20 protein-coding genes and 1 riboswitch are annotated in these 20,864 nt (G+C 38.0%); of the genes, 18 read left to right on the top strand and 2 right to left on the bottom strand.

Annotated features, from left to right (window positions below):
• Positions 1–8: 8 nt before the first annotated feature.
• Complete coding sequence (locus FA727_RS08005) at positions 9–1,286, top strand: MFS transporter (RefSeq protein ID WP_136831042.1); 1,278 nt, start codon at positions 9–11, stop codon at positions 1,284–1,286.
• A gap of 78 nt (positions 1,287–1,364) precedes the next feature.
• On the opposite strand, the gene FA727_RS08000 is transcribed toward FA727_RS08005, so the two are convergent.
• On the bottom strand, positions 1,365–2,531 hold the full coding sequence (locus FA727_RS08000; RefSeq protein ID WP_136830380.1) for a pyridoxal phosphate-dependent aminotransferase: 1,167 nt from the start codon (positions 2,529–2,531) through the stop codon (positions 1,365–1,367).
• Positions 2,532–2,613: 82 nt separating this feature from the next.
• Here FA727_RS08000 and FA727_RS07995 point away from each other — a divergent pair, with 82 nt between their 5' ends.
• The 12 genes from FA727_RS07995 to FA727_RS07940 all read left to right on the top strand — a co-directional run bounded on the left by FA727_RS07995 (position 2,614) and on the right by FA727_RS07940 (position 14,724).
• Entirely contained in the window at positions 2,614–3,393 is a 780-nt protein-coding gene (locus FA727_RS07995) for a carbon-nitrogen family hydrolase (RefSeq protein WP_136830379.1), read from the top strand.
• 138 nt (positions 3,394–3,531) lie between these two features.
• A riboswitch (SAM riboswitch) is annotated at positions 3,532–3,639 on the top strand.
• A 76-nt stretch (positions 3,640–3,715) separates the two neighbouring features.
• Entirely contained in the window at positions 3,716–4,729 is a 1,014-nt protein-coding gene (locus FA727_RS07990; RefSeq protein ID WP_136830378.1) for a methionine ABC transporter ATP-binding protein, read from the top strand.
• Entirely contained in the window at positions 4,719–5,390 is a 672-nt protein-coding gene (locus FA727_RS07985; protein ID WP_136830377.1) for a methionine ABC transporter permease, read from the top strand. Before FA727_RS07990 ends, FA727_RS07985 begins: the two co-directional genes overlap by 11 nt.
• A gap of 21 nt (positions 5,391–5,411) precedes the next feature.
• Positions 5,412–6,242 (top strand): MetQ/NlpA family ABC transporter substrate-binding protein, encoded by an 831-nt coding sequence (locus tag FA727_RS07980; RefSeq protein ID WP_136830376.1) that lies wholly within the window; start codon positions 5,412–5,414, stop codon positions 6,240–6,242.
• 64 nt (positions 6,243–6,306) lie between these two features.
• Complete coding sequence (locus FA727_RS07975) at positions 6,307–7,389, top strand: iron-containing alcohol dehydrogenase family protein (RefSeq protein ID WP_136830375.1); 1,083 nt, start codon at positions 6,307–6,309, stop codon at positions 7,387–7,389.
• A gap of 626 nt (positions 7,390–8,015) precedes the next feature.
• Positions 8,016–8,924 carry an NAD(P)-dependent oxidoreductase gene (locus FA727_RS07970; RefSeq protein ID WP_136830374.1) on the top strand — a complete coding sequence of 303 codons (909 nt, stop codon included), beginning with the start codon at positions 8,016–8,018 and terminating at the stop codon, positions 8,922–8,924.
• Between the two features lie 119 nt (positions 8,925–9,043).
• Positions 9,044–9,724: a GntR family transcriptional regulator gene (locus tag FA727_RS07965; protein WP_136830373.1), complete on the top strand. Its 681-nt coding sequence runs from the start codon at positions 9,044–9,046 to the stop codon at positions 9,722–9,724.
• A 94-nt stretch (positions 9,725–9,818) separates the two neighbouring features.
• Positions 9,819–11,030 carry a CaiB/BaiF CoA transferase family protein gene (locus FA727_RS07960; protein ID WP_136830372.1) on the top strand — a complete coding sequence of 404 codons (1,212 nt, stop codon included), beginning with the start codon at positions 9,819–9,821 and terminating at the stop codon, positions 11,028–11,030.
• Between the two features lie 15 nt (positions 11,031–11,045).
• Entirely contained in the window at positions 11,046–11,432 is a 387-nt protein-coding gene (gene pcaC, locus FA727_RS07955) for a 4-carboxymuconolactone decarboxylase (RefSeq protein WP_136830371.1), read from the top strand.
• A gap of 138 nt (positions 11,433–11,570) precedes the next feature.
• Positions 11,571–12,299 (top strand): 4-carboxy-4-hydroxy-2-oxoadipate aldolase/oxaloacetate decarboxylase, encoded by a 729-nt coding sequence (locus FA727_RS07950; protein ID WP_136830370.1) that lies wholly within the window; start codon positions 11,571–11,573, stop codon positions 12,297–12,299.
• Positions 12,286–13,368: an Ldh family oxidoreductase gene (locus tag FA727_RS07945; protein ID WP_136830369.1), complete on the top strand. Its 1,083-nt coding sequence runs from the start codon at positions 12,286–12,288 to the stop codon at positions 13,366–13,368. The genes FA727_RS07950 and FA727_RS07945 overlap by 14 nt, the downstream gene beginning before the upstream one ends.
• Before the next feature lie 33 nt (positions 13,369–13,401).
• Complete coding sequence (locus tag FA727_RS07940; protein WP_136830368.1) at positions 13,402–14,724, top strand: MmgE/PrpD family protein; 1,323 nt, start codon at positions 13,402–13,404, stop codon at positions 14,722–14,724.
• A gap of 117 nt (positions 14,725–14,841) precedes the next feature.
• Here the strand turns inward: FA727_RS07940 and FA727_RS07935 are convergent, their stop codons facing one another.
• Entirely contained in the window at positions 14,842–15,870 is a 1,029-nt protein-coding gene (locus tag FA727_RS07935; RefSeq protein ID WP_136830367.1) for a DctP family TRAP transporter solute-binding subunit, read from the bottom strand.
• Positions 15,871–16,287: 417 nt separating this feature from the next.
• Here FA727_RS07935 and FA727_RS07930 point away from each other — a divergent pair, with 417 nt between their 5' ends.
• From FA727_RS07930 to FA727_RS07910, 5 genes are all read left to right on the top strand, one after another.
• On the top strand, positions 16,288–16,779 hold the full coding sequence (locus FA727_RS07930) for a TRAP transporter small permease (RefSeq protein ID WP_136830366.1): 492 nt from the start codon (positions 16,288–16,290) through the stop codon (positions 16,777–16,779).
• Positions 16,779–18,044 carry a TRAP transporter large permease gene (locus tag FA727_RS07925; RefSeq protein WP_136830365.1) on the top strand — a complete coding sequence of 422 codons (1,266 nt, stop codon included), beginning with the start codon at positions 16,779–16,781 and terminating at the stop codon, positions 18,042–18,044. Before FA727_RS07930 ends, FA727_RS07925 begins: the two co-directional genes overlap by 1 nt.
• Positions 18,045–18,061: 17 nt before the next feature.
• Positions 18,062–18,892, top strand: a complete 831-nt coding sequence (locus FA727_RS07920) for an HpcH/HpaI aldolase/citrate lyase family protein (protein ID WP_136830364.1) — start codon at positions 18,062–18,064, stop codon at positions 18,890–18,892.
• A 178-nt stretch (positions 18,893–19,070) separates the two neighbouring features.
• Positions 19,071–19,994, top strand: a complete 924-nt coding sequence (locus tag FA727_RS07915; RefSeq protein WP_136830363.1) for a hydroxymethylglutaryl-CoA lyase — start codon at positions 19,071–19,073, stop codon at positions 19,992–19,994.
• Positions 19,995–20,031: 37 nt separating this feature from the next.
• Complete coding sequence (locus FA727_RS07910) at positions 20,032–20,826, top strand: enoyl-CoA hydratase-related protein (protein ID WP_136830362.1); 795 nt, start codon at positions 20,032–20,034, stop codon at positions 20,824–20,826.
• The last annotated feature ends 38 nt before the right edge of the window (positions 20,827–20,864 follow it).

The following is a 20,864-nucleotide window of genomic DNA, read 5'->3' as shown; positions in this document are numbered from 1 at the left end:
AGAAAAAAATGACTACATCTGAACGAAGCTGGGCTCTATATGACTGGGCTAATTCAGCGTATACAATTGTGATTGTAACGGCAATTCTGCCACTGTATTTCAAGTCTGCAGCAACGGAAGCGGGGATATCGGCCTCTACTTCTACAGCCTATTGGGGCTATGCAAATTCTTTTTCGACCTTAATTGTTGCGTTACTTGCACCCATTTTAGGAACAATAGCCGATTTTAAAGGCTTCAAGAAACGTTTCTTTACTTTCTTTGCCGCATTAGGAATTATATTTACTTTATTACTTGCTGTTGTTCCAGCTGATCAATGGATGATTTTATTGATTGTATTTGTCTTAACGTCAATCGGTTTTGCTGGATCGAATGTATTTTATGATGCCTTTCTCGTCGATGTTACAACAGAGAAACGTATGAATCGGATTTCAGCTAGTGGATTTGCCTATGGGTATATAGGAAGTACGATCCCATTTGTCATTTCGATTGCGATTATCGTACTAGCTCAAACAGGCACCATTCCTTTATCTGTTCCCGTTGCAAGTCAAATTGCCTTTGTTATTACAGCCCTATGGTGGGGGATATTCACGATTCCAATGTTGAAAAATGTGGAACAGAAGTATTATGTGGAACGTGTTCCAAATCCCGTTAAAGCTAGTTTTAAAAAGCTTTTAGTAACCTTCAAAAATATTAAAGTTTACCGCCCTTTATTTTTATTTTTACTTGCTTATTTCTTTTATATTGATGGAGTTAATACAATTATCAAGATGTCAACAGCGTATGGTTCAGATTTAGGAATTGATTCGACAACATTATTAATTGTTCTTTTTGTTACCCAAGTGGTGGCTGCTCCTTTTACTGTCCTTTTTGGAAAATTAGGAACGAAATACGGTGACAAACAATTAATTATGGTTGGCATATGTATTTATATTTTTATTTGTTGTTATGCTTTTTTCTTAGATTCTGCGTTGGATTTTTGGATTCTTGCCATGTTCGTTGGGATGGCTCAAGGAGGAATACAATCCTTAAGTCGTTCGTACTTTGGGAAGCTTGTTCCTAAAGAATCCTCAAACGAATTCTTTGGATTCTATAATATCTTTGGAAAGTTCGCCGCAGTTGCTGGACCACTTTTATTAGGGGTAACGACTCATATTACTGGCAAAACAAATTATGGAGTGTTCACTCTCGTTATTTTGTTTATTGTGGGTGCGGTTATCCTTCTTCGTGTACCAAATACAACTGAGGCCGTATCGATGCCTGCAGTATCGAAGGATTTGGATAAATAAATGGGTGAAACTTAGAATCCGATTATTAAGAAGAACAGCCAAGTACGAAAATTTGTACTTGGCTGTTTTTTCTTACCTTCATTTAAAAACTTCAGTTTTTCCAATTCGTTCTATTGCTTCTACAAGTCTTTCCTCATCTACAAGCAGACCTACTCGTACATATCCTTCACCATATTCGCCAAAGCCTTTTCCTGCAGCTACAGCTACATCTGCTTTTTCAAGGAGAAAATCGGCGAACTCCTCACTGGTAAAGCCATTAGGAACAGGTAACCAAGCGAAAAAGGAACCAGTCGGAGCTTCGGCATTCCAACCAATTGAATGGCATACATCCATTAAAGCGTTACGACGATTTTCATAGCGAGACACGAGCTCTTCAACGCATTGCTGCTCTTCTGTGAGGGCAGCAACAGCAGCTTTCTGAATGGCAGGGAATAAACTCACATAAAGATGATCCTGAATTAAATTCAAAGCGGAGATAATTTTTGCATTACCAACAGCAAAGCCTACACGCCAACCTGCCATATTATAGGTCTTTGATAAGGTGTACATTTCTACGCCAATGTCCTTGGCACCTTCAGCCTGAAGAAAACTGGTTGGTTTCTTCCCATCAAACCCAATCGCACCATAGGCAAAATCGTGAAGAATAGAGATATTATGCTCCTTCGCAAAGGCAACTGTTTCTTCAAAAAAGGCTAAATCTGCTGTTGCGCCTGTCGGGTTATTTGGATAGTTCAAGTACATGAGTTTCGCTGCTTCGACCTGCCCACTAGGAATTGCTTCATAATCAGGTAAAAACTGATTTTCAGCTTTAAGGGGGAACAACTCATATTGGACATTAGCAAGTACTGCTCCAGAAAGATAATCTGGATAGCCTGGGTCTGGTAAGAGCATAAGCTCACCTTCGTTTAATAGACACATAGGGAGTTCAACTAAACCTGTTTTTGTGCCAAAAAGAATCGCTACTTCTGTATTCGGATCGATTTCAACTCCATATTCGCGTTGGTAGAATTCAGCCGCGGCATTTTTTAATTCCTGAAGTCCGCGAAAAGGAGAATATTGATGCATTTCTGGGTCTTCAGCGGCACTTTGAAGGGCACGAACAATATGTGCGGGTGTCGGCTGATCAGGGTTCCCTTGCCCTAGATTGATAATGTCTCTTCCTTCTGCCTTCGCTTTATTAACTTTTTCTACAAGACTAGCGAAAAATTGAACTGGCAATTTTTTTAATCTGTCTGAGTATTCCATATGTTCCACCTTTAAAAAGTATTTGCGATTTTAGATAAAATTCTATAATCTTTAGTTAAAATTGTCTAGAGGGAGGCTTAACATGAAAGTTGCGTGTGTACAGATGGATATCGAGTTCGGGAATCCAGAGAAAAATTTTGAAGCTGTTAATCAATTTATTGAGGAGGCTGTTTCATCAGGTGCTGACACGATAGTTTTACCTGAAATGTGGAATACTGGTTATGCCTTAAACGAACTTGATAGATTAGCTGATAAAAATGGAGCGGCTACAAAAGAATTATTGTCCAGTCTGGCCAAAAAACATCAAGTGAACATAGTTGGTGGCTCTGTATCAACGAAGAGAGATGGAAAATTTCATAACACGATGTATGTGGTGGGACGAAATGGTGAAATTGTAGCTGAATATGATAAAGCCCATTTATTCAAGTTGATGGATGAGCATCTCTATATAGAATCAGGGCAGTCAGTAAATCGATTCACATTAGATGGGATCGACTGTGGAGGTGTGATCTGTTACGATATTCGTTTTCCAGAATGGATCCGTACTCATGTTTTACAGGGAGCGAAAATTATATTTATCCCGGCGGAATGGCCCAAGAAGCGAATTGACCATTGGCAATTGTTGCTTCAAGCAAGAGCGATTGAAAACCAATGCTATATCGTTGCAGTCAACCGAGTGGGAAATGATCCGAACAATGAATTTAATGGTCATTCGATGGTTATTGCTCCTTGGGGTGAGCTTCTAGTTTCAAAAAATGAGGAAGAAGGAATCTTTTACGCCAATATTGATATGGATGAGGTGGATAGGGTCCGTAGTACGATTCCAGTTTTTCAAGATAGACGAGAAGAATTATACTTATAAAAATATTTTTATTATTATAATTTTGTTGATTTCATCGTTATGTAAGCGTTTTTCAATAACTGTAATGTGAAATTTTTAGTTTGACAGAATTTTTGCAGACGAGTATTATCTAAATTAAATTCCAATATAAAATTTTCAAACTTATCCAGAGCGACTGAGGGACAAGGCCCTATGACGTCCGGCAACCCCCTAATGAAGGGAAGGTGCCAATTCCTGCAGAATGTTATTCATTCTGAAAGATAAGTCGAGATATAGTATTTCGATGCGTCTTTCAGTAGAAGGGCGCATTTTTATTTTTTTGAGATAGAAAAGAGGGTTGCATATGATTGAAATTCAAAATCTTTCAAAGATATACAAAACAAAGAATGATGTGGTAAAAGGTGTCGATAATGTGACACTATCCATCCAAAAAGGAGAAATCTACGGGATCGTTGGGTATTCTGGAGCAGGGAAAAGCTCTTTGCTGAGATGCATCAACTTACTCGAGCGACCTTCTACAGGGCATTTGACTGTAGATGGAACGGACCTTACTTCGTTAAGAGGAGAAGCATTACGTTTGGCTAGATTAAAAATCGGCATGATCTTTCAGCATTTCTATTTGATTAGTCAAAAAACGGTATTTGAAAATATCGCTTTTGCATTAAAGGCGGCAAAAATTCCGCCAAAGGAAATAACCAAAAGAGTTGAAAGTTTGCTAGAAATGGTGGGCTTGTCTGATAAAAGAAATGTATATCCTTCACAATTAAGTGGCGGACAAAAACAGAGAGTTGCCATTGCAAGAGCGTTAGCCAATAATCCGAAGGTTCTTCTCTGTGATGAAGCAACATCGGCTCTTGACCCGACAACGACTAAATCGATTTTGAATCTCTTAAAGAAAATCAATGAAGAGCTGGATATCACAATTGTTTTGATTACTCATGAAATGAATGTTGTCAAAGAAATCTGTCATCGGATGGCGATTATGCAGGACGGTAGGGTTATTGAAGAAGGAGCGGTCTATAAGATTTTTTCTAATCCGAAGACCGAGCTTGCAAAAGAATTTATTGCAAGTGTTGTTTCTTTCGAAATTCCTGAGTCAATTGTAAATAGCTGTACAGGTCCAATTGTGAAAGTGACATTTAGAGGGAAGGTTGCCGGTGAAGGGGTTATATCTGATACGCTGCAGCAATTCAATTTAAATGGGAACTTCCTCCATGGTTCCATTGAATATATTCAAGAGAGGCCTCTCGGAATTTTTGTAATGGAATTAAAGGGTGAAAAAAACGAAATTCAGAAGGCGCTTGATTATATAGAACAACGAGATGCGCAAGTGGAGGTGTTAAGAGATGGGATTTGATTTTGCACATTTCATTGAACTTATACCAGATATCAATACTGCTTTTTTACAGACGATTTATATGATAACCATCTCTCTTATCATTGCGGTTGTGATTGGACTTCCAATCGGAATCCTTCTGTATATTACGGATAAAGGGCTGATTTGGGAAAATCGACTTGTTCAAAATGTATTGGGGTTTGTTGTCAATATGGTCCGTTCGGTACCATTTATTATCTTGTTGGTTGCGCTACTTCCCCTTACCGATGCACTTGTTAAAACAACGATTGGACCAACTGCTGCAAGTGTATCTTTATCTGTGGCAGCTATACCATTTTTCGCTCGTATCGTTGAAACAGCCTTGAGGGAAATTGATAAGGGTGTTATCGAAGCGGCAATTGCAGCAGGAGCAACACCTTGGATGATTATTAAGGATGTTCTGCTCCTTGAAGCAAAATCAGGAATTATTTCTGGGATTACTTTAACACTTATTAGTTTAATAGGATTTTCAGCGATGGCTGGAACAGTAGGCGGTGGGGGAATTGGTGACTTGGCGATTCGCTTCGGTTATTACCGCTACGACAACACGATAATGATTGCGACTGTGTTGATTTTGATTATTTTGGTTCAGGTTATACAGCTCCTTGGTGACTTTATTGCCAAGGTTGTAGATAAAAGATAAAAAGGAAAGTAGGAAAATAATATGAAAAAGTGGTTAACAGCAGTACTAATTCTATTTGTAGCAGGATTTTTAGCAGCGTGTGGAGGAAATGAAGAAAAAGACGCTAGCTCAAAAGGGGAAGAATCTAAAGATATTAAGATTGGGGCAACAGCTGGTCCATATAGCGATATGTTATCAAAAGCAATTATTCCAGGTCTTGAGGAAAAAGGATACAAGGTTAAGGTTGTTGAGTTTAGTGACTATATTCAACCAAACAAAGCCCTAGATAATGGGGATATTCAAGCAAACCTTTTCCAACACACTATTTATCTAGAAAACTTTGCAAAAGAAAACAAAATGGAGTTAACAGGATTAATTGCTGTTCCTACAGCTCCAATGGGTATTTATTCGAATGAATTTAAGTCTATCGAAGAAATTAAGGATGGAGCAACAATCACAATTCCGAACGATCCAACGAATGCGTCTCGTGCATTTAATACCCTACAAGATGAAGGTTTGATTGTATTAGACGAAAAGGTTGATCCATTAACTTTTTCAGAGAAAGATATTGTAGAAAACAAGAAAAACTTAGTATTCCAACCAATTGAAGCAGGTCAGCTACCACGTTCAGTCGAGAGTGCAGACCTTGCGGCAGTTCCTGGTAACTTTGCTTTAGCAGCTGGAATGGATTTATTGAGTGCATTAGCTCTTGAAAACATGGATGATTCTTATCGTAACGTCGTTGCAGTGAAAACAGAAAATAAAGACGAGCAGCTAGCGAAAGATATTAAAGCAGTTGTCGAATCTGATGCATTTGAAAAGGTTATTGATGAAGAGTTCAAAGGCTTTGGAAAACCAGAGTGGATGAAATAAAAAATTGGATTTTTGAGGGCCCACTTTTTGAAGTGGGTCTTCTACCATATTTGGAGGGGGAACGATGGTGACTTTTTCAGTACATGGGGCACCGAGCGAATACATATTGCAAGAAGGTGCATTAAATCTATTAGAATCAAAGCTTCTGGAAAGAGGGTTAGAAAAAGTTCTAGTTGTTCATGGAAAAAAATCATGGGACGCAGCAAAACCTTATTGGCCTCTTTTTACAAAAGTTGAGTACGCTGAGCATACATATAGTGGGGAATGTTCCATCGAGGAAATTGCCCTTGTGTCTGAGTTGGTTAAGACAGAAGCCTACGATGGGGTAATAGGTGTCGGCGGAGGGAAGGTATTGGATCTGGTTAAGGCCGTTTGTGACACCACTCGCGTACAAGCAATTTTGATTCCGACTTTAGCCTCCAATTGTTCTCCGTGGACACCTATAAGTGTTCTATATGATCAGTCAGGTTCTTTTATCCGATACGATGTATATCCAGTTTGTACAAGCTTAGTTTTAATTGAACCGAATATCTTGGTTGCTGCACCCGTTGACTTATTTATCGCAGGTATTGGCGATACGTTAGCAAAGTGGTATGAAGCAAATGTGCAAATGGCTGGAATTGAAAACAAGCCTGTTCCATTACAAATATCTCATTATACTGCAAGACAATGTAAAGACCTTATTTTAGAGCATTCAGAAGAAGCAATTAAAGCTGTCCAATTAGGCATTCTAAATGATGCTTTTATTAAAGTGGCAGAAACCATCATTATGTTAGGTGGGATGGTCGGTGGATTTGGCGATCATTATGGTAGAATCGCAGGAGCCCATTCCATCCACAACGGACTAACTATAATAGAGGAAACTCACCATACTCTCCATGGGGATAAGGTCGCTTATGGAATCCTCGTTCAGCTTGTTTTAGAAGAAAAGCTAGCAGAAATTGAGGAGTTGTTGCCTTTTTATAGAGGGATAGGTCTTCCAGTTTCTCTTACTGAATTAGGAATTAAAGAAGTATCGAAAGAGTTAGTCACAAAGATGGCAAAAAAAGCTACGATTAATGCAGAATCGATTCATGTGATCCCGATTGGTCCAATTACTGCAAAAAGAGTTGAAGAGGCGATATTTGAGCTAGAGAAAAAAATATGAAATCAGTTCATAATTTACTACTAGAAGGGGATAATGAAACTTTTAATTGTGGTCATTCTTCCTTATGTTTTTGGTTATTTTTAAGTTGATTAGTTTAATTAACAAAAATAGAATATACACATACAAAAGAGACTCGCTGAGTCTTTTTTTGTATGTGTATATTCAAGTAAAGATCAGTTCTAAAATGTTATAACCCAAGCTGCTGTTTCTCCGGGTTCCACACGATATCCACAAAGCTTGATCATCAATTCTTCTGTTGCTTGTTTATACGTACATAGTAGTTTGAGATAACTGCTTTTAATCAATGCTAACATCACTTAACATGATTGTACTTCATTGCAACAATAAACATAATTATTTATTGAATATTTGCAATTTTATAATGATGAGATAAAATAAAACATAAGATATATGAAAGCGTTATCAGATGGTTCGTGTGTAAAACCTTACAAACAATGTACAAATTAAAGAAAGGTGGTTAGATATATAGCGAGAAATAGTAATGTTTAAAGTGCAAGCAGATTAATAAGATAGAAATATTATATTTTTTTTAGTAAAAAAGATTGAATACTGGATACAGGATTGTTTTATGGATTATCTAAAGATGAAATAGAAAGGGTGATTGTATGCGAATCGGCATAATTGGCGTAGGAAACATGGGAAGTCGAATGGCGAAAAACTTTTTAAAAGCCGGTGTAGATGTAGGATTGTATGATATTAACGAAAAGGCGCTCCAAGAATTAGTACATCTTGGTGCGAACGCAATTGAGACGCCTGCTGAATTGGCGCGAACTTATCCATACATTATTACGATTTTACCTAATAGCAACATTGTAAAGGCTACGATTTTTGGAGAGAACGGATTAATCGAAGGGCTACATAGGGGTAGTATGATTATTGAAATGACCACAGCCATTCCAACAATTACAAAGGAAATTGCTTCAAATTTGGAAGAAAGAGGATTACGAATGATTGATGCTCCAGTGAGTGGCGGGGTAGTAAAAGCAGAAGATGGTACACTTACAATTATGGTTGGTGGAAAAGAACAGGATTTTGAAGAAGTACAATCATACTTGAAGATTATTGGTGAAAATATTGTCCATGTTGGATCGATCGGTGCAGGTCATACGATAAAAGCTCTTAATAATATGGTATCTGCAACAACTTTAGCCGTTACGGGGGAAGCTTTAGCACTTGGAGTCAAACTAGGTTTGAACCCTGAAAAAATGCTTGATGTCATTAATTCAAGTACAGGCAGAAGTTTTTCAAGTGAATTCAAATTTCCTGCACAAGTATTAACGAGGAACTTTGGCGGAAATTTTTCGATTGATTTGATGGTGAAGGATATAACAATCGCTCTTGGAATGGCAGATGAGCAAAGGACTCCGATGGTTGTTTCAAGCGCAACATACCAACTATGGAAACAAGCTTTAGCACAAAGCGATCCTAACGTGGACCATACGGAAGTGATTAAGCATATTGAGAAAATGACTCATGCCGAGATTCAAGGAAGTAAGCTAGAAATAGTGGATTGAGCAAATGGCTAAATAAAATAGGATTTTCTCACTAGAAAAATATTTTGTATATTGAATCCATTTAGAATAATCATTATACTGAAAGTATAATATATAGACAATAGAGGGGTTAAATAAAGATGGATAATTATCGCTTATCGGAACAGGATAGAGCCACATTACAGTACCGTGTCACGACGAAATTAAGGGAAGTAATTTTAAGAGGCGAATTTGAAGACGGGGAACGATTAGTACAGGAAGAATGGGCAGAAAAGCTTGGTGTGAGCCGAATGCCTATCCGTGAAGCTTTAAAACAATTAGAGGTTGAAGGGTTAGTGCGAATTGAACCTAGAAGGGGTGCAATTGTAACTCCTATTTCGGTAGAAGATATTGAAGAGATTTATCAACTGCGAGCTCTTTTAGAAGGGGAAGCCGTTGAGAAATCCCTCCCAAATCTATCGAAGGAACATATAGAAGATTTAGAGAACATATGTGAACAAATGAAGGACTTAGAAGTAAATGAACATAGCGTAGCTGAGTTTATGAGATTAAATGAGAATTTCCATAAGATTTTATATGAAGGGTGTACGTGGAGGAGAATTCACGGCCTAATTGAAACCCTTTGGAAGGGTATTCCTCCATATACACCAAGTTTGTTAACCAATCATTTGGATGAATCACATCAAGAGCACCGTTTAATGTTGGAGTATGTGAAGCAAAATGAGTCTGAGAAGTTAAAAGAGGTAGTTCAAAAGCATATTTTACGTACAAGGGATAATTTAATTAAGTATGTTGTGAAATCAAAAAAACAGGAATCCTAAATCCTGTTTTTTTTTTGATTTTCAGTCTAGACATTTTATATTGTATCCAGTATCCTTGAATTAAGTGAAAATTTAAAAAGTTAGGAGGGGTAAGATGCCTGGACCTTTACAAGGAATTAGGGTCATTGATATTACAACGAATATTTCAGGACCAAGCTTAACAATGATCTTAGCTGATATGGGAGCAGAAATTATTAAAATAGAAAAACCTAAAATTGGTGATGACTCCAGAAAGATGGGCCCACTTTGGGGAGGAGAAGGAGTCTATTACCTACACATTAATCGGAACAAACGCTCGATCGTCATTGACTTAAAAAGCGAAGAAGGAAAAGAAATTGTATATGATCTGGTGAAAGATGGGGATGTTTTTGTAGAGAATTTCCGCTTTGGGAAGGCTGAGCAACTCGGATTTGGATACGAAACTTTGAAAGCGCTTAACGATGAGTTAGTATATTGCTCACTTTCAGCCTATGGACAAGTGGGGGAAAAGCGGCACAAACCAGGTTATGATGCTATCGCGCAAGCAGAAAGCGGAATTATGAGTATAAATGGAACAAAGGATGGTGGGGTTGCTCGTGTTGGGGTATCGGTGCTTGATCAAGGTAGTGCCATGTGGGGAGCAATTGGAATCTTAGCGGCCCTTTATAATCGTACCCAATCAGGAAAAGGGCAAAGAGTAGAAACATCTCTTTTTGAAACCGGGATTTTCTGGACTGGGTATCACCTACTTGCATATATGGCAACAGGAGTAGAGCCGGTCAAAATGGGAACCAATCATGCATCATTTGCTCCATATGGGGCTTTCGAGACAAAAGATGAACAAATTATGATTGGGATTTCAAATGATTCGTTGTTTGCTAAGCTGTGCAAAGTTTTAGAACGAGAGGATTGGATTGCCGATTCACGCTTTTCTAAGAACCTAGCACGTGTTCAAAATCGTGAATTATTAAATTCGTCAATAGAAGAAGTATTAAAAACTAAGTCTGCTAACGCTTGGATTGAACAACTCGAAAACGGAGGCATTCCAAGCTCAATCATATTGAAAATCCCTTCAGTAATTACAAGTCCTCAAACAGAAAGTACGCAAATGTTAATAGATGTAGACCATCCTAATATTGAGAATCTAAGACTACCACGATTACCAGTACAATTATCAGAAACACCTCTTGAAATTACAAAGTCCCCACCATTTTTAGGTGAAGACACAATAAGTATTCTCGAAGAAAGAGGTGTCGCTCCAGATACAATCAGAGAGTTAGTCGAAAAGGGTGTCATACAAGTACATTCAAAATATGTGGAAAATTAGGGAGGAGATTATACGATGAATAAAGAAAAATTCGAGCAAGGATTAGAGGTAAGGAGAAGTGTTCTAGGGGCTGAGTATGTAGATAAGTCTATCCAAAATGCGACCGATTTTAACAGACCTATGCAAGAGCTTGTAACTGAATATTGCTGGGGAGAAGTATGGACACGTCCAGGTCTTACTAAGAAAACGAGAAGTATGTTGAATTTGGCTATGATTACGGCTCTAAATCGTCCTCATGAGTTAAAATTACATGTCCGTGGAGCTATAAATAATGGCTTAACAAAGGATGAAATCAAGGAAGTATTTTTACAAACTGCGATATACTGTGGTGTTCCAGCTGCTATTGATAGCTTTAGAACAGCGCAAGAAGTGTTCGATGAAATCGACAAAGAACAAAACTGACACGTATTAACATAGATAAGAAGACTAGTAGTGTAGCATACTGCGAGTCTTCTTTTTGGGTTGTGATGATAGGGACTATACCTTAGGCATTTCTCGTTAAATTCTTAGAGAAAAACGAAAAATTTGGGAGGGAAGTATATGCAATGTATGAGGGAAGTTTACATAGATATTAATCGTCCGGCCCCTTCATTACTGGAGCAACTGAAAGGGTTAGGTGTTTCAACGATCTATGAGGTTTTAGGGAAAGAAATGTTACTCGATCGTTCTATAAGACCGGTTTGTAATGGACATTCTATTGCCGGGCCCGCTGTAATCGCAGTCAATACACCTGGGGATTATTTAACCATGCATTATGGCTTGTCATTGACCCAACCTGGGGATGTATTTGTTATCACTTTTACAGAATCACCTACTTTAAATGCGGTTTGGGGAGGACTTGCTACATTGTCTGGTGTTGGAAGAGGAATTGTTGGGGTTATTACAGATGGTGGTGTTCGAGATGTAAAGGAAATCAAAGAGTACAATTTTCCAGTTTGGTCTAAAGCAATTTCAGCCGAAAGAAGTAGGAAAGAAAGAATAGGTGGAATCAATATTCCAGCTACTTGTGGTGGGGTTTTGATCTATCCAGGCGATATTATTGTGGCAGATGAAGATGGAGTTGTAGTAGTTCCAATCGACGATGCTGAAGCTGTATTAAAACGTGGATTGGAACGTGAACGAATAGAAGCCAAAATGAAGGAACTATTGTTAGAAGGAAAAACGCCTTTTGAATTATTTAATATGAAAAATGCTTTCGAAGAAAATTCACCATTAATAATAGAAGGAAAGTATTTAGGAAAACGGGGTGATAACAATGCCAATCGTTGATGTAAATAATCTTCGCTCTTTTACGGAGGAAGTACTAAGAAAAGTAGGTATAGATGAAGACAATGTTCTTTTAATAAGCGATGTGCTGGTGGATGCGGATTTGCGAGGTGTTCATTCTCATGGGGTTCAAAACTTACCCCGCTGGGCAAGGGGCTTTTTAAATGGACATTTAATAAGGGATCCAATTTTTGAAGAAGTTACTGACAATGGTCCTATTGCAACGATAGATGCTCAGGGAACGCTCGGTGTGATTGCATCTAATTTTGCCATGGATTTAGCGATTGATCGTGCAAAAAAATATGGAATTGGGATCATTGGCGTCAAGAATAGTAGTCATTTCGGACCGGCTGCTTACTATACAATGAAAGCTTTGCAACATAAACAAATTGGCTATTGTACAACAAATGGACCCGCTGTCATGGCACCCTGGGGTGGAAAAGAGGCACTTCTCAGTAATAATCCCTTCTCGTATGCGATTCCAGCAGGAGAAGAACCACCGATAGTACTAGATATGGCCTGTAGTGTATCGGCAAGAGGAAGAATAAGAATGATGGCAAGAGAAAATGAAACATTACCAGAAGGATGGGCCATTACAAAAGATGGGGAGCCCACAGTTGATCCAAGGGAAGCTGTTGAAGGGACTGTCCTACCATTTGGAGGCTATAAAGGGTACGGGATCGCTGTCATTAATGAGATCCTTTCTGCAGCTTTAACTGGGGCATTATTTTCCTTTGAAGTCGGAGGGATCTCCAAGGGACCAGCGGAGTCAGAGCTACAAAAGCATGAGCAGGAAGCTTGGGGCTGTGGTCATGTCTTTGGTGCAATTGATATTAACCGTTTTGGAAACGGTGAAGCATTTCAGAGTAGAGTCGCATATTTAATTAAAGCTTTAAAGCAATCTCCAACAGCAAAGGGAGTAGAACGAATTTATCTACCGGGTGAAATCGAGTATGATTTAAAACAAAATCGTATGAAGGATGGAATTCCATTACCAGCAAGTACAATCGAACTGATCAATTCATTTGCAATTGAGGAAATAGGAATTACTCCTTTAGTAGATTATTTATAGAGACAATAATAAAAGTATAGGAGAGTGCCGAAAATGATAACTAAAGAATTAGTTAATCACATTTATAACACAAGTTACGAAGACATTCCTGAAAGCGTGATTGAACATGCAAAAAAGAGTCTACTAAATTGGTTAGGCGTAACAATAGGAGCGATTCGCCATGAAACCATTGATATTTTACTAGACGTAGCAAACGATTTATCAACATCAGAACAGGTTTCTATATTAGGAAGAGAAGTGAAAACTGATTTATTATCAGCTGTTTTAATCAATGGAACATCCTCACATATTTTTGACTTCGATGATACTCATCTAGACACGATCCACCATCCTAGTGGACCGGTAGCTCCTGTAATTTTTGCACTTGGTGAAAAACATTCATTTTCAACGAAAGAACTATTACGTGCATTCATTTTAGGTTGTGAAGTGGAACTTAGAATTAGTAATGCAGTATACCCTTCACATTATCAACATGGCTATCATATTACACCGAGCACAGGAGTATTTGGCGCAGCAGTAGCTGCTGGCTTATTACTAAAATTGGATGAAGATCAATTGGCAATGGCGATGGGGCTAGCAGGTACCCAGAGCTTTGGTCTCCGAGAAATGTTTGGTACAATGACCAAACCTTTTCATCCAGGAAAGGCCGCACAGAATGGTTTAATGGCCGCTCTGCTTGTACAAAAAGGGTTTACTAGCTCAACCCAGGTGCTAGAAGCAAAACGGGGGTTTTTTAACGTTTATAGTCCAGAACATAATGTAAATAGAGTGCTTGAAGATTATGGGAGAGTTTGGGAGTTAGAGAAGAATGCTTTTAAGCCATACGCATGCGGGATTGTTCTGCATCCTTCCATTGACGCATGTATTCAATTAAGCGAGCTAGCTACTCCTAGGGAAGTGGATGGAATTATCCTTAAGGTGAATCCATATGTTTTAGAATTGACCGGTAAAAGAGAGCCGAAAACAGGTCTTGAAGGGAAATTTAGTATTTACCATACTGGGGCAATTGCCTTTTTAGAAAAAGATGCCGCTGAGGAACAGTATAAAGATGAAAAAGTACTTGCATCTGAGATAATATCTTTCAGGGGAAAAATAAAACCAATTGCAGATGAAAAAGTCGATAAGGACAAAGTAGAAGCTACTTTAGTTAAAAAGGATGGCACAAGACATCAGGTGTTTATTGAACATGCAACAGGTAGCATTGAGAATCCGATGACAAAGGACATGTTAGACCGTAAGTTTATGAAGCTTTGTAAATCGTCGTTAATCGATGAAAAAATAACTCAAGTAATAGAAGCGATGGATCATTTTGAACAAATGGATTCTGTTGAAGAAATTATTAGAATACTAAGCTAGGATATTTTACAGAGTACAAATTAAATTAGAATATGGTTAAACAAACAAAATCAGGTAGCCCTTAATCGGACTACCTGGTTTGTTTGCGTTTACATTTAGTCAATTAGCGTTCCCAAATTATTCGTTTGCAGCCCGTACGGCTTCATACACATCGGTACCAATTTCATCTTCAAATTCGTCGTATACCGGTTGTAGTACATCGCGGAATGCTTGAATTTGTTCAGGTGTTAATTCTGTGATTTCAGTAAAACCACGCTCTTTAATCGTTTCAAAAGCTTTGTCATTTAATGCCTTTGCTTCTTCGCGTGCAACCTTTGTACCTTCTTCAACTCCAGCCTCTACAATGGCCTTCGTTTCTTCATTTAGACTATCCCAGAATTTTGTATTAGTGAAAATGGCGTAGTCTACACGAGTATGATTTAGTACAGTCATATATTTTTGAACTTCATCAAATTTCTTAGATTCAATGTTACTAAATGTATTTTCTTGTCCTTCTACAACGCCTTGGTCAAGAGCAGTGTACAATTCTCCAAATGGAATTGACTCAGAACCAGCACCAAGTAATCCATAAAGAGCTTCAAGTACTTGCCCACCTTGTGTACGGAATTTCAATCCGTCGAAATCATCAGGTGAATCAATTTGGCGTTCATCGTTCGTGAGATGTTTACCACCGTTTGGCCACATCTTTAACCCAATAACACCATCAGCTTCCAAGCTACTTAAAATTTCCTGTCCTTTCTCTCCATCCCAAAAGGCTATTGCAGCCTCATCGTTATCAAAAGCAAATGGAAGTGAAGGTACATTAAATTGTGGGTTATTTCCAACAAACTTGGATAAGTCAGGAGCGATAAATTGAACGTTGTTAGCAACTAAGTTCTGATATTCATCTTGGTCACCAAACAATGAGCTATTTGGATAAATTTCTACCGTGATTTTTCCATCTGATTCACGTTCGATATATTCTTTCATTGCAATGGCCCCTTGCCCTTTTGGTGTGTTCTCCGCTACTACGTGTGAAAATTTAATGGTGATTTCTTGAATTCCATCGCTGTCAGAACCACCAGCTACCTCGTCCTTTCCACAAGCGGCTAATACAAGGGTAAACGCTAAAAATAGAACACTTAATAGTTTCTCATTTAATTTCATTTTCCTTCCCCCTTAGGTAATCATATTTAAAATCTTAAAAGCTTATTCGTATGATTATAAAAGGAAACACCTCCTTAACCGTATGATCCTATACGTCTGGGTGTAAGGGCTTACATTTGTAATGGTATTTTGGATACAATTTTCTTTTATAAGATAACACATGTTTTTAGGAGTGTAAATATCTTTTCTGAAATATTGGTTAATTTAAAATTTTCAGTCTTGTTGAATTTGGAGAAGTATATTATGATATTTAAAAGAAATGGTATCCAATATACAAAATATCAAGATGGGGGTGAAAAATGCGATTTAAGTGGTTATACCAATTCATAATGGTACACTTCGATAAATTAACCTAAGCCCATTATGAAAATTTCTCAGGTTAATAACTTATTTTTGAATAGATAAAGGAGCGAAGTTATGAAAATACTTTATAAGATTGAGAATTTTGTAGCGATTGTTTTCTTTTTGTTTGGAATCGCAGTAAGCCTGTACGCAGTATTTTCACGTTATGTACTTGGAACATCACAAAGCTGGGCAACAGAGATATTTACGATGATGTTAGTGTGGGCAATATTTATTGGTTTCGCTACAGCATTAAGAGATGATAAGCATGTAACCATTGATATTCTCTATGATCGTATGGGGCCAAGGATGAAAAAAGTTAGTGATATTGTTACGTTAATAATTGGAACCGTTTTCAGCTTCTTCCTTGTATGGACAGGAATAAATATGGTAATGACGGCATTTGAACAAGGAATCAAAACAATTGATGTTGGTTTCCCAATTTGGATGAACTATTTAATTATGCCTATTACTGGAATTTTGCTGTTCATTCACTTTGTTGCTAAAATCTACTATTCTTTCAAAGGCATCACTCCTGAAACGGAATATGAGGAGGAGGAATTTTAATGGAAACGCTTATTCTACTTATCCTATTATTTGGCCTAGCCTTTTTACGTGTGCCAATTGCCATTAGCTTAGGTGTTTCAAGTGTCGTTGCATTGTGGATGGTTGGATTTTCCATTGATACGGTTATCCAAAAGATGTTCACAGGAGTGAATAGTACAACGTTAATGGCCATCCCTGGATTTGTTTTTGCAGGACTGCTTATGGCTAAAGGTGGGATCTCTAGACATTTAATTAACTGTATTAAAGCATGGATTGGTCATACACGTGGAGGTTTAGCGGTTGTAACCGTTGTTACTTGTATGATTTTTGCCGCCATTTCAGGATCAAGCCCTGCAACAGCAGCAGCTATTGGAGCTATAATGATCCCAATGATGATTGAAGCTGGTTATGAAAGAAAGTATGCGATGGGTTTAGTAGCATCCGCTGGCACGTTAGGGATATTAATTCCTCCTTCCATCCCACTAATTTTATATGGCTCTGTAGCTGAAGAATCAACAGGTAAGCTTTTTACAGCCGGGATTATACCAGGACTTTTACTAGGCGGCGTCTTAATCATAAGTGCAATTTTGATGGCCTATCGTAAGGGATATGGTGGTATGGAGAAAGTCCCATTAGCAGATAGATGGCGCCCTACCTTAAAGGCAATCTGGGGACTGCTCATGCCAATTGCCATTCTTTGGAGCATTTATGAAGGGGTAGTGACCCCAACTGAAGCCTCATTTGTGGCTGTTTTATATGCGATTATTGTTTCTACATTGGTTTATCGAGAAATGAGTTGGAAAAAGTTTAAATTCATTACCTTAGATTCTGTTAATACTACTTCCATGATCTTCTTAATTATTGCATCAGCTCTTGTTTTTGGGATGTTCTTGACAACGGAGCAGGTCCCGCAAACTTTTGCACAATGGGTTAGCGATAGCGGATTAAGTAAATGGTCCTTCTTAATTATCGTTAACATTCTCTTCTTTATATTAGGAATGTTCTTGGAACCTACAGCGATTATATTAATCACTTTACCTATCTTTTTGCCTATTTTAGGTGCTTTAGATATTAATGTATACCACTTTGCGATCATTATGGTTATTAACATGGAGCTTGGGATGATTACCCCGCCAGTTGGTTTGAACCTATTTGTGGTAAGTGGAATTATGAAGGAAAAAGTAGAGAATGTTATACGAGGTGTAATTCCGTTTTTCGGGTTGTTTATTCTCGTATTAATTATTGTTATGATTTTCCCTCAAATTGCGCTATTCCTTATTGAATAACTCTGGAGGAAATTACAATGAACCGTTCCTATTTGTTTGTTCCTGCTACCCAGCCTGTACGCATTAAGAAAGCATTGGATAGTCATGCAGACGCCGTTATCATTGATTTGGAAGATGCTGTGCCAGTATCTGAAAAAGAGAACGCAAGAAATAATGTCATAAATGCGTTAAAGGAATTGAGCAAACCTACGAAATCTATTTATCTAAGGATAAATGATCTTTTAACTGCCTTTTGGAGAGATGACGTTTCCTTATTGAAAGAATATCCTTTTGCAGGGATTGTGTTAGCGAAGACGAAATCTGGTGAGGATGTCATAGAAATTGAGAAATATGTCCCTAAAGAGCAGCACATTATCCCATTAATTGAGAATGCAGAAGGAGTTTTGTCTGCCAAAAGCATCGCGGGTGCATCAAACCGAATTAAGCGCCTGGCATTTGGTGCGATTGATTATTCTCTTGAACTAGGAATCAATCTTTCTACTAATCAAGAAGAGTTGATTTATCCTAGATCTGTAATCGCCGTCGCGTCCAAAGCTCATGGTTTGCAGCCTCCGATAGATACGGTTTATACGGAATTTAAGAATCAGGCTGGTCTCATCCATGAAACTAACTTGGGGAAGCAACAGGGGTTCTATGCCAAACTATGCATACACCCAAATCAAACCACCGTTGTGAATCAAATTTTTACACCGACTAGTGAGGAAATACAATGGGCAAAAGAACTTGTAGTGGCTTTTGAAGAAGCGGAATTAGAAGGTTCAGCAGCGATACAATTGAATGGGAAAATGGTGGATTATCCTGTATATAAACAAGCGTTACAAGTGATAGAAAGAATTCCACTGAAGTAAGGAATTGCATTGCCCCGCTGTATTTATGCGGGGTTTTTCGCTGTGGACTACTTAGAGGTATTTAAAAATCAGAAAATATACAAAAATTAGCTCATTCATCTAGACAAAGAATATTGGATACGATATCCTGTAAGTAAACTAATTATTGCGCAATTCGGAATTTTCTAGGAGGTAAATTATGAGCTTACCGAATTCTGTCACGATAAATGATGTTGTGTTAAGAGATGGTTTACAGTTGGAAGCAAAATTGCTGACAGTTGAGGAAAAATTAGATTTATCTAATCGTCTACTGGAAGCCAATGTTAAGACAATTGAATTTGGATCATTTGTTCATCCCAGGCTGGTTCCTCAAATGGCCAATAGCAAGGAATTATTTAAGTATTTAAAAGGGAATCATGATACAACATTCATCGCATTAATTCCAAATTTAAAAGGCGCGGAAATCGCAGCAGAGATTCAGGTAAAGCAGGTAAATTTCGTATTATCTGTCAGTAATACTCATAATCAACAAAATGTTAGACAAACAACAGAGGAATCTCTTCAATCTCTTGCTAAGATTAAAACTTATTGTGATCAAAGTGAAATAAAAGTAGATGTTTCCTTGGCTACCACTTTTGGCTGTCCTTTTGAAGGGAAAATACCCGTTGAGAGGGTACATTCTATCGTTGAGCAACTTACGAAATTATCTGTTCATACGATTACTTTAGCTGATACAACAGGTATGGCAAATCCAAAACAAGTTTACGAGCTTGTTCATAGTTTGGTAGAGAAGTTTTCAAAACAGCATTTTAACTTGCACTTCCACAATACAAGAGGGATGGGACTGTCAAACGTACTAGCTGGCATTCAAGCAGGCGTTACAAGCTTTGATACTTCTCTTGGAGGGCTTGGTGGTTGTCCTTTCGCACCAGGAGCAACAGGAAATGTTTGTACAGAAGATGTCGTTCACATGCTCCATTGTATGGAAATCGATACAGGAATTGATTTAATTAAACTTATTGAAGCCTCAAATTTCTTGCAAACACTTGTTGACCATGAGGTGGCGAGTAGTGTGTTAAAAGCAGGTAAATCGGACCGAAAATACGAGATTCCGGTTTCTTAAAGGAAATTTTAACAAGGAAAAAGGGAGGATATTTTTTATGATCAAATGGGAAACGCTTTCTTTATTTCGGGACGAAGAATCAAGTGGTATATATCTTTTAACCTTAAGTCGTCCAGAAGCACTAAATGCATTGAACACACAAATGGCACTCGATCTCATTTCTTGTCTTTCATACTTAAAAGAACAGAAGGATATCCGAACAGTTATCTTAACTGGTGCTGGTGAAAAGAGTTTTTGTGTGGGTGCAGATTTAAAGGAACGCAATGGGATGACCAATAAAGAATGGCAAAAACAGCATGATATTTTTGAAGAGGCATTTGCAGATTTGCGCAACTTTCCATTTCCAGTTATTGCAGCCATAAATGGATATGCCCTTGGTGGTGGTGTAGAAATGATGTTAAGCTGCGATCTTCGAGTGTTTTCTGAACATGCGAAATTCGGTCTACCAGAGGTTACGATCGGGATCATTCCTGGAGTTGGTGGAACCCAGCTGCTTCCAAGGACAATACCCGTAGGAATCGCGAAGGAAATATTGTTTAGTGGAAAACATATTTCTGCTGCTCGAGCAATGGAAGTAGGGTTAGCAAATGAAGTGGTCCCAATTCAATCCTTAAGTGAGACGGCGCTTGAGCTTGCACGTGGTATCGCAAAAAATGCTCCATTATCCTTAAAGTCGATAAAAAAGGCAGTCAATAATGGTCTACAAACAGATTTAAATACAGCTTTATCTATTGAACTCGACCAATATTATAAATGTGCAAATTCAGAAGACCGTTTGGAAGGGATTCGTTCTTTTAATGAAAAACGTAAACCTGTTTGGCAAGGGAAATAATCTTATTTGATTAAGAAAAAAAGAGAATAGGAGTGAGT

Source organism: Robertmurraya kyonggiensis (assembly GCF_005116465.1).
Classification (GTDB): Bacteria; Bacillota; Bacilli; order Bacillales; family Cytobacillaceae; genus Robertmurraya; species Robertmurraya kyonggiensis.
This window is presented reverse-complemented; position numbering and strand designations above follow the sequence as displayed.

What these genes read in the sequence shown, in the direction of transcription:
- FA727_RS07945 (WP_136830369.1), top strand. Translation starts at nt 12,286, where the DNA reads ATGCCAATCGTTGATGTAAATAATCTTCGCTCTTTTACGGAGGAAGTA.
- FA727_RS07980 (WP_136830376.1), top strand. Translation starts at nt 5,412, where the DNA reads ATGAAAAAGTGGTTAACAGCAGTACTAATTCTATTTGTAGCAGGATTT.
- FA727_RS07975 (WP_136830375.1), top strand. Translation starts at nt 6,307, where the DNA reads ATGGTGACTTTTTCAGTACATGGGGCACCGAGCGAATACATATTGCAA.
- pcaC (WP_136830371.1), top strand. Translation starts at nt 11,046, where the DNA reads ATGAATAAAGAAAAATTCGAGCAAGGATTAGAGGTAAGGAGAAGTGTT.
- FA727_RS07950 (WP_136830370.1), top strand. Translation starts at nt 11,571, where the DNA reads ATGCAATGTATGAGGGAAGTTTACATAGATATTAATCGTCCGGCCCCT.
- FA727_RS08000 (WP_136830380.1), bottom strand. Translation starts at nt 2,531, where the DNA reads ATGGAATACTCAGACAGATTAAAAAAATTGCCAGTTCAATTTTTCGCT.
- FA727_RS07985 (WP_136830377.1), top strand. Translation starts at nt 4,719, where the DNA reads ATGGGATTTGATTTTGCACATTTCATTGAACTTATACCAGATATCAAT.
- FA727_RS07915 (WP_136830363.1), top strand. Translation starts at nt 19,071, where the DNA reads ATGAGCTTACCGAATTCTGTCACGATAAATGATGTTGTGTTAAGAGAT.
- FA727_RS07920 (WP_136830364.1), top strand. Translation starts at nt 18,062, where the DNA reads ATGAACCGTTCCTATTTGTTTGTTCCTGCTACCCAGCCTGTACGCATT.
- FA727_RS08005 (WP_136831042.1), top strand. Translation starts at nt 9, where the DNA reads ATGACTACATCTGAACGAAGCTGGGCTCTATATGACTGGGCTAATTCA.
- FA727_RS07970 (WP_136830374.1), top strand. Translation starts at nt 8,016, where the DNA reads ATGCGAATCGGCATAATTGGCGTAGGAAACATGGGAAGTCGAATGGCG.
- FA727_RS07940 (WP_136830368.1), top strand. Translation starts at nt 13,402, where the DNA reads ATGATAACTAAAGAATTAGTTAATCACATTTATAACACAAGTTACGAA.
- FA727_RS07910 (WP_136830362.1), top strand. Translation starts at nt 20,032, where the DNA reads ATGATCAAATGGGAAACGCTTTCTTTATTTCGGGACGAAGAATCAAGT.
- FA727_RS07965 (WP_136830373.1), top strand. Translation starts at nt 9,044, where the DNA reads ATGGATAATTATCGCTTATCGGAACAGGATAGAGCCACATTACAGTAC.
- FA727_RS07925 (WP_136830365.1), top strand. Translation starts at nt 16,779, where the DNA reads ATGGAAACGCTTATTCTACTTATCCTATTATTTGGCCTAGCCTTTTTA.
- FA727_RS07935 (WP_136830367.1), bottom strand. Translation starts at nt 15,870, where the DNA reads ATGAAATTAAATGAGAAACTATTAAGTGTTCTATTTTTAGCGTTTACC.
- FA727_RS07995 (WP_136830379.1), top strand. Translation starts at nt 2,614, where the DNA reads ATGAAAGTTGCGTGTGTACAGATGGATATCGAGTTCGGGAATCCAGAG.
- FA727_RS07930 (WP_136830366.1), top strand. Translation starts at nt 16,288, where the DNA reads ATGAAAATACTTTATAAGATTGAGAATTTTGTAGCGATTGTTTTCTTT.
- FA727_RS07990 (WP_136830378.1), top strand. Translation starts at nt 3,716, where the DNA reads ATGATTGAAATTCAAAATCTTTCAAAGATATACAAAACAAAGAATGAT.
- FA727_RS07960 (WP_136830372.1), top strand. Translation starts at nt 9,819, where the DNA reads ATGCCTGGACCTTTACAAGGAATTAGGGTCATTGATATTACAACGAAT.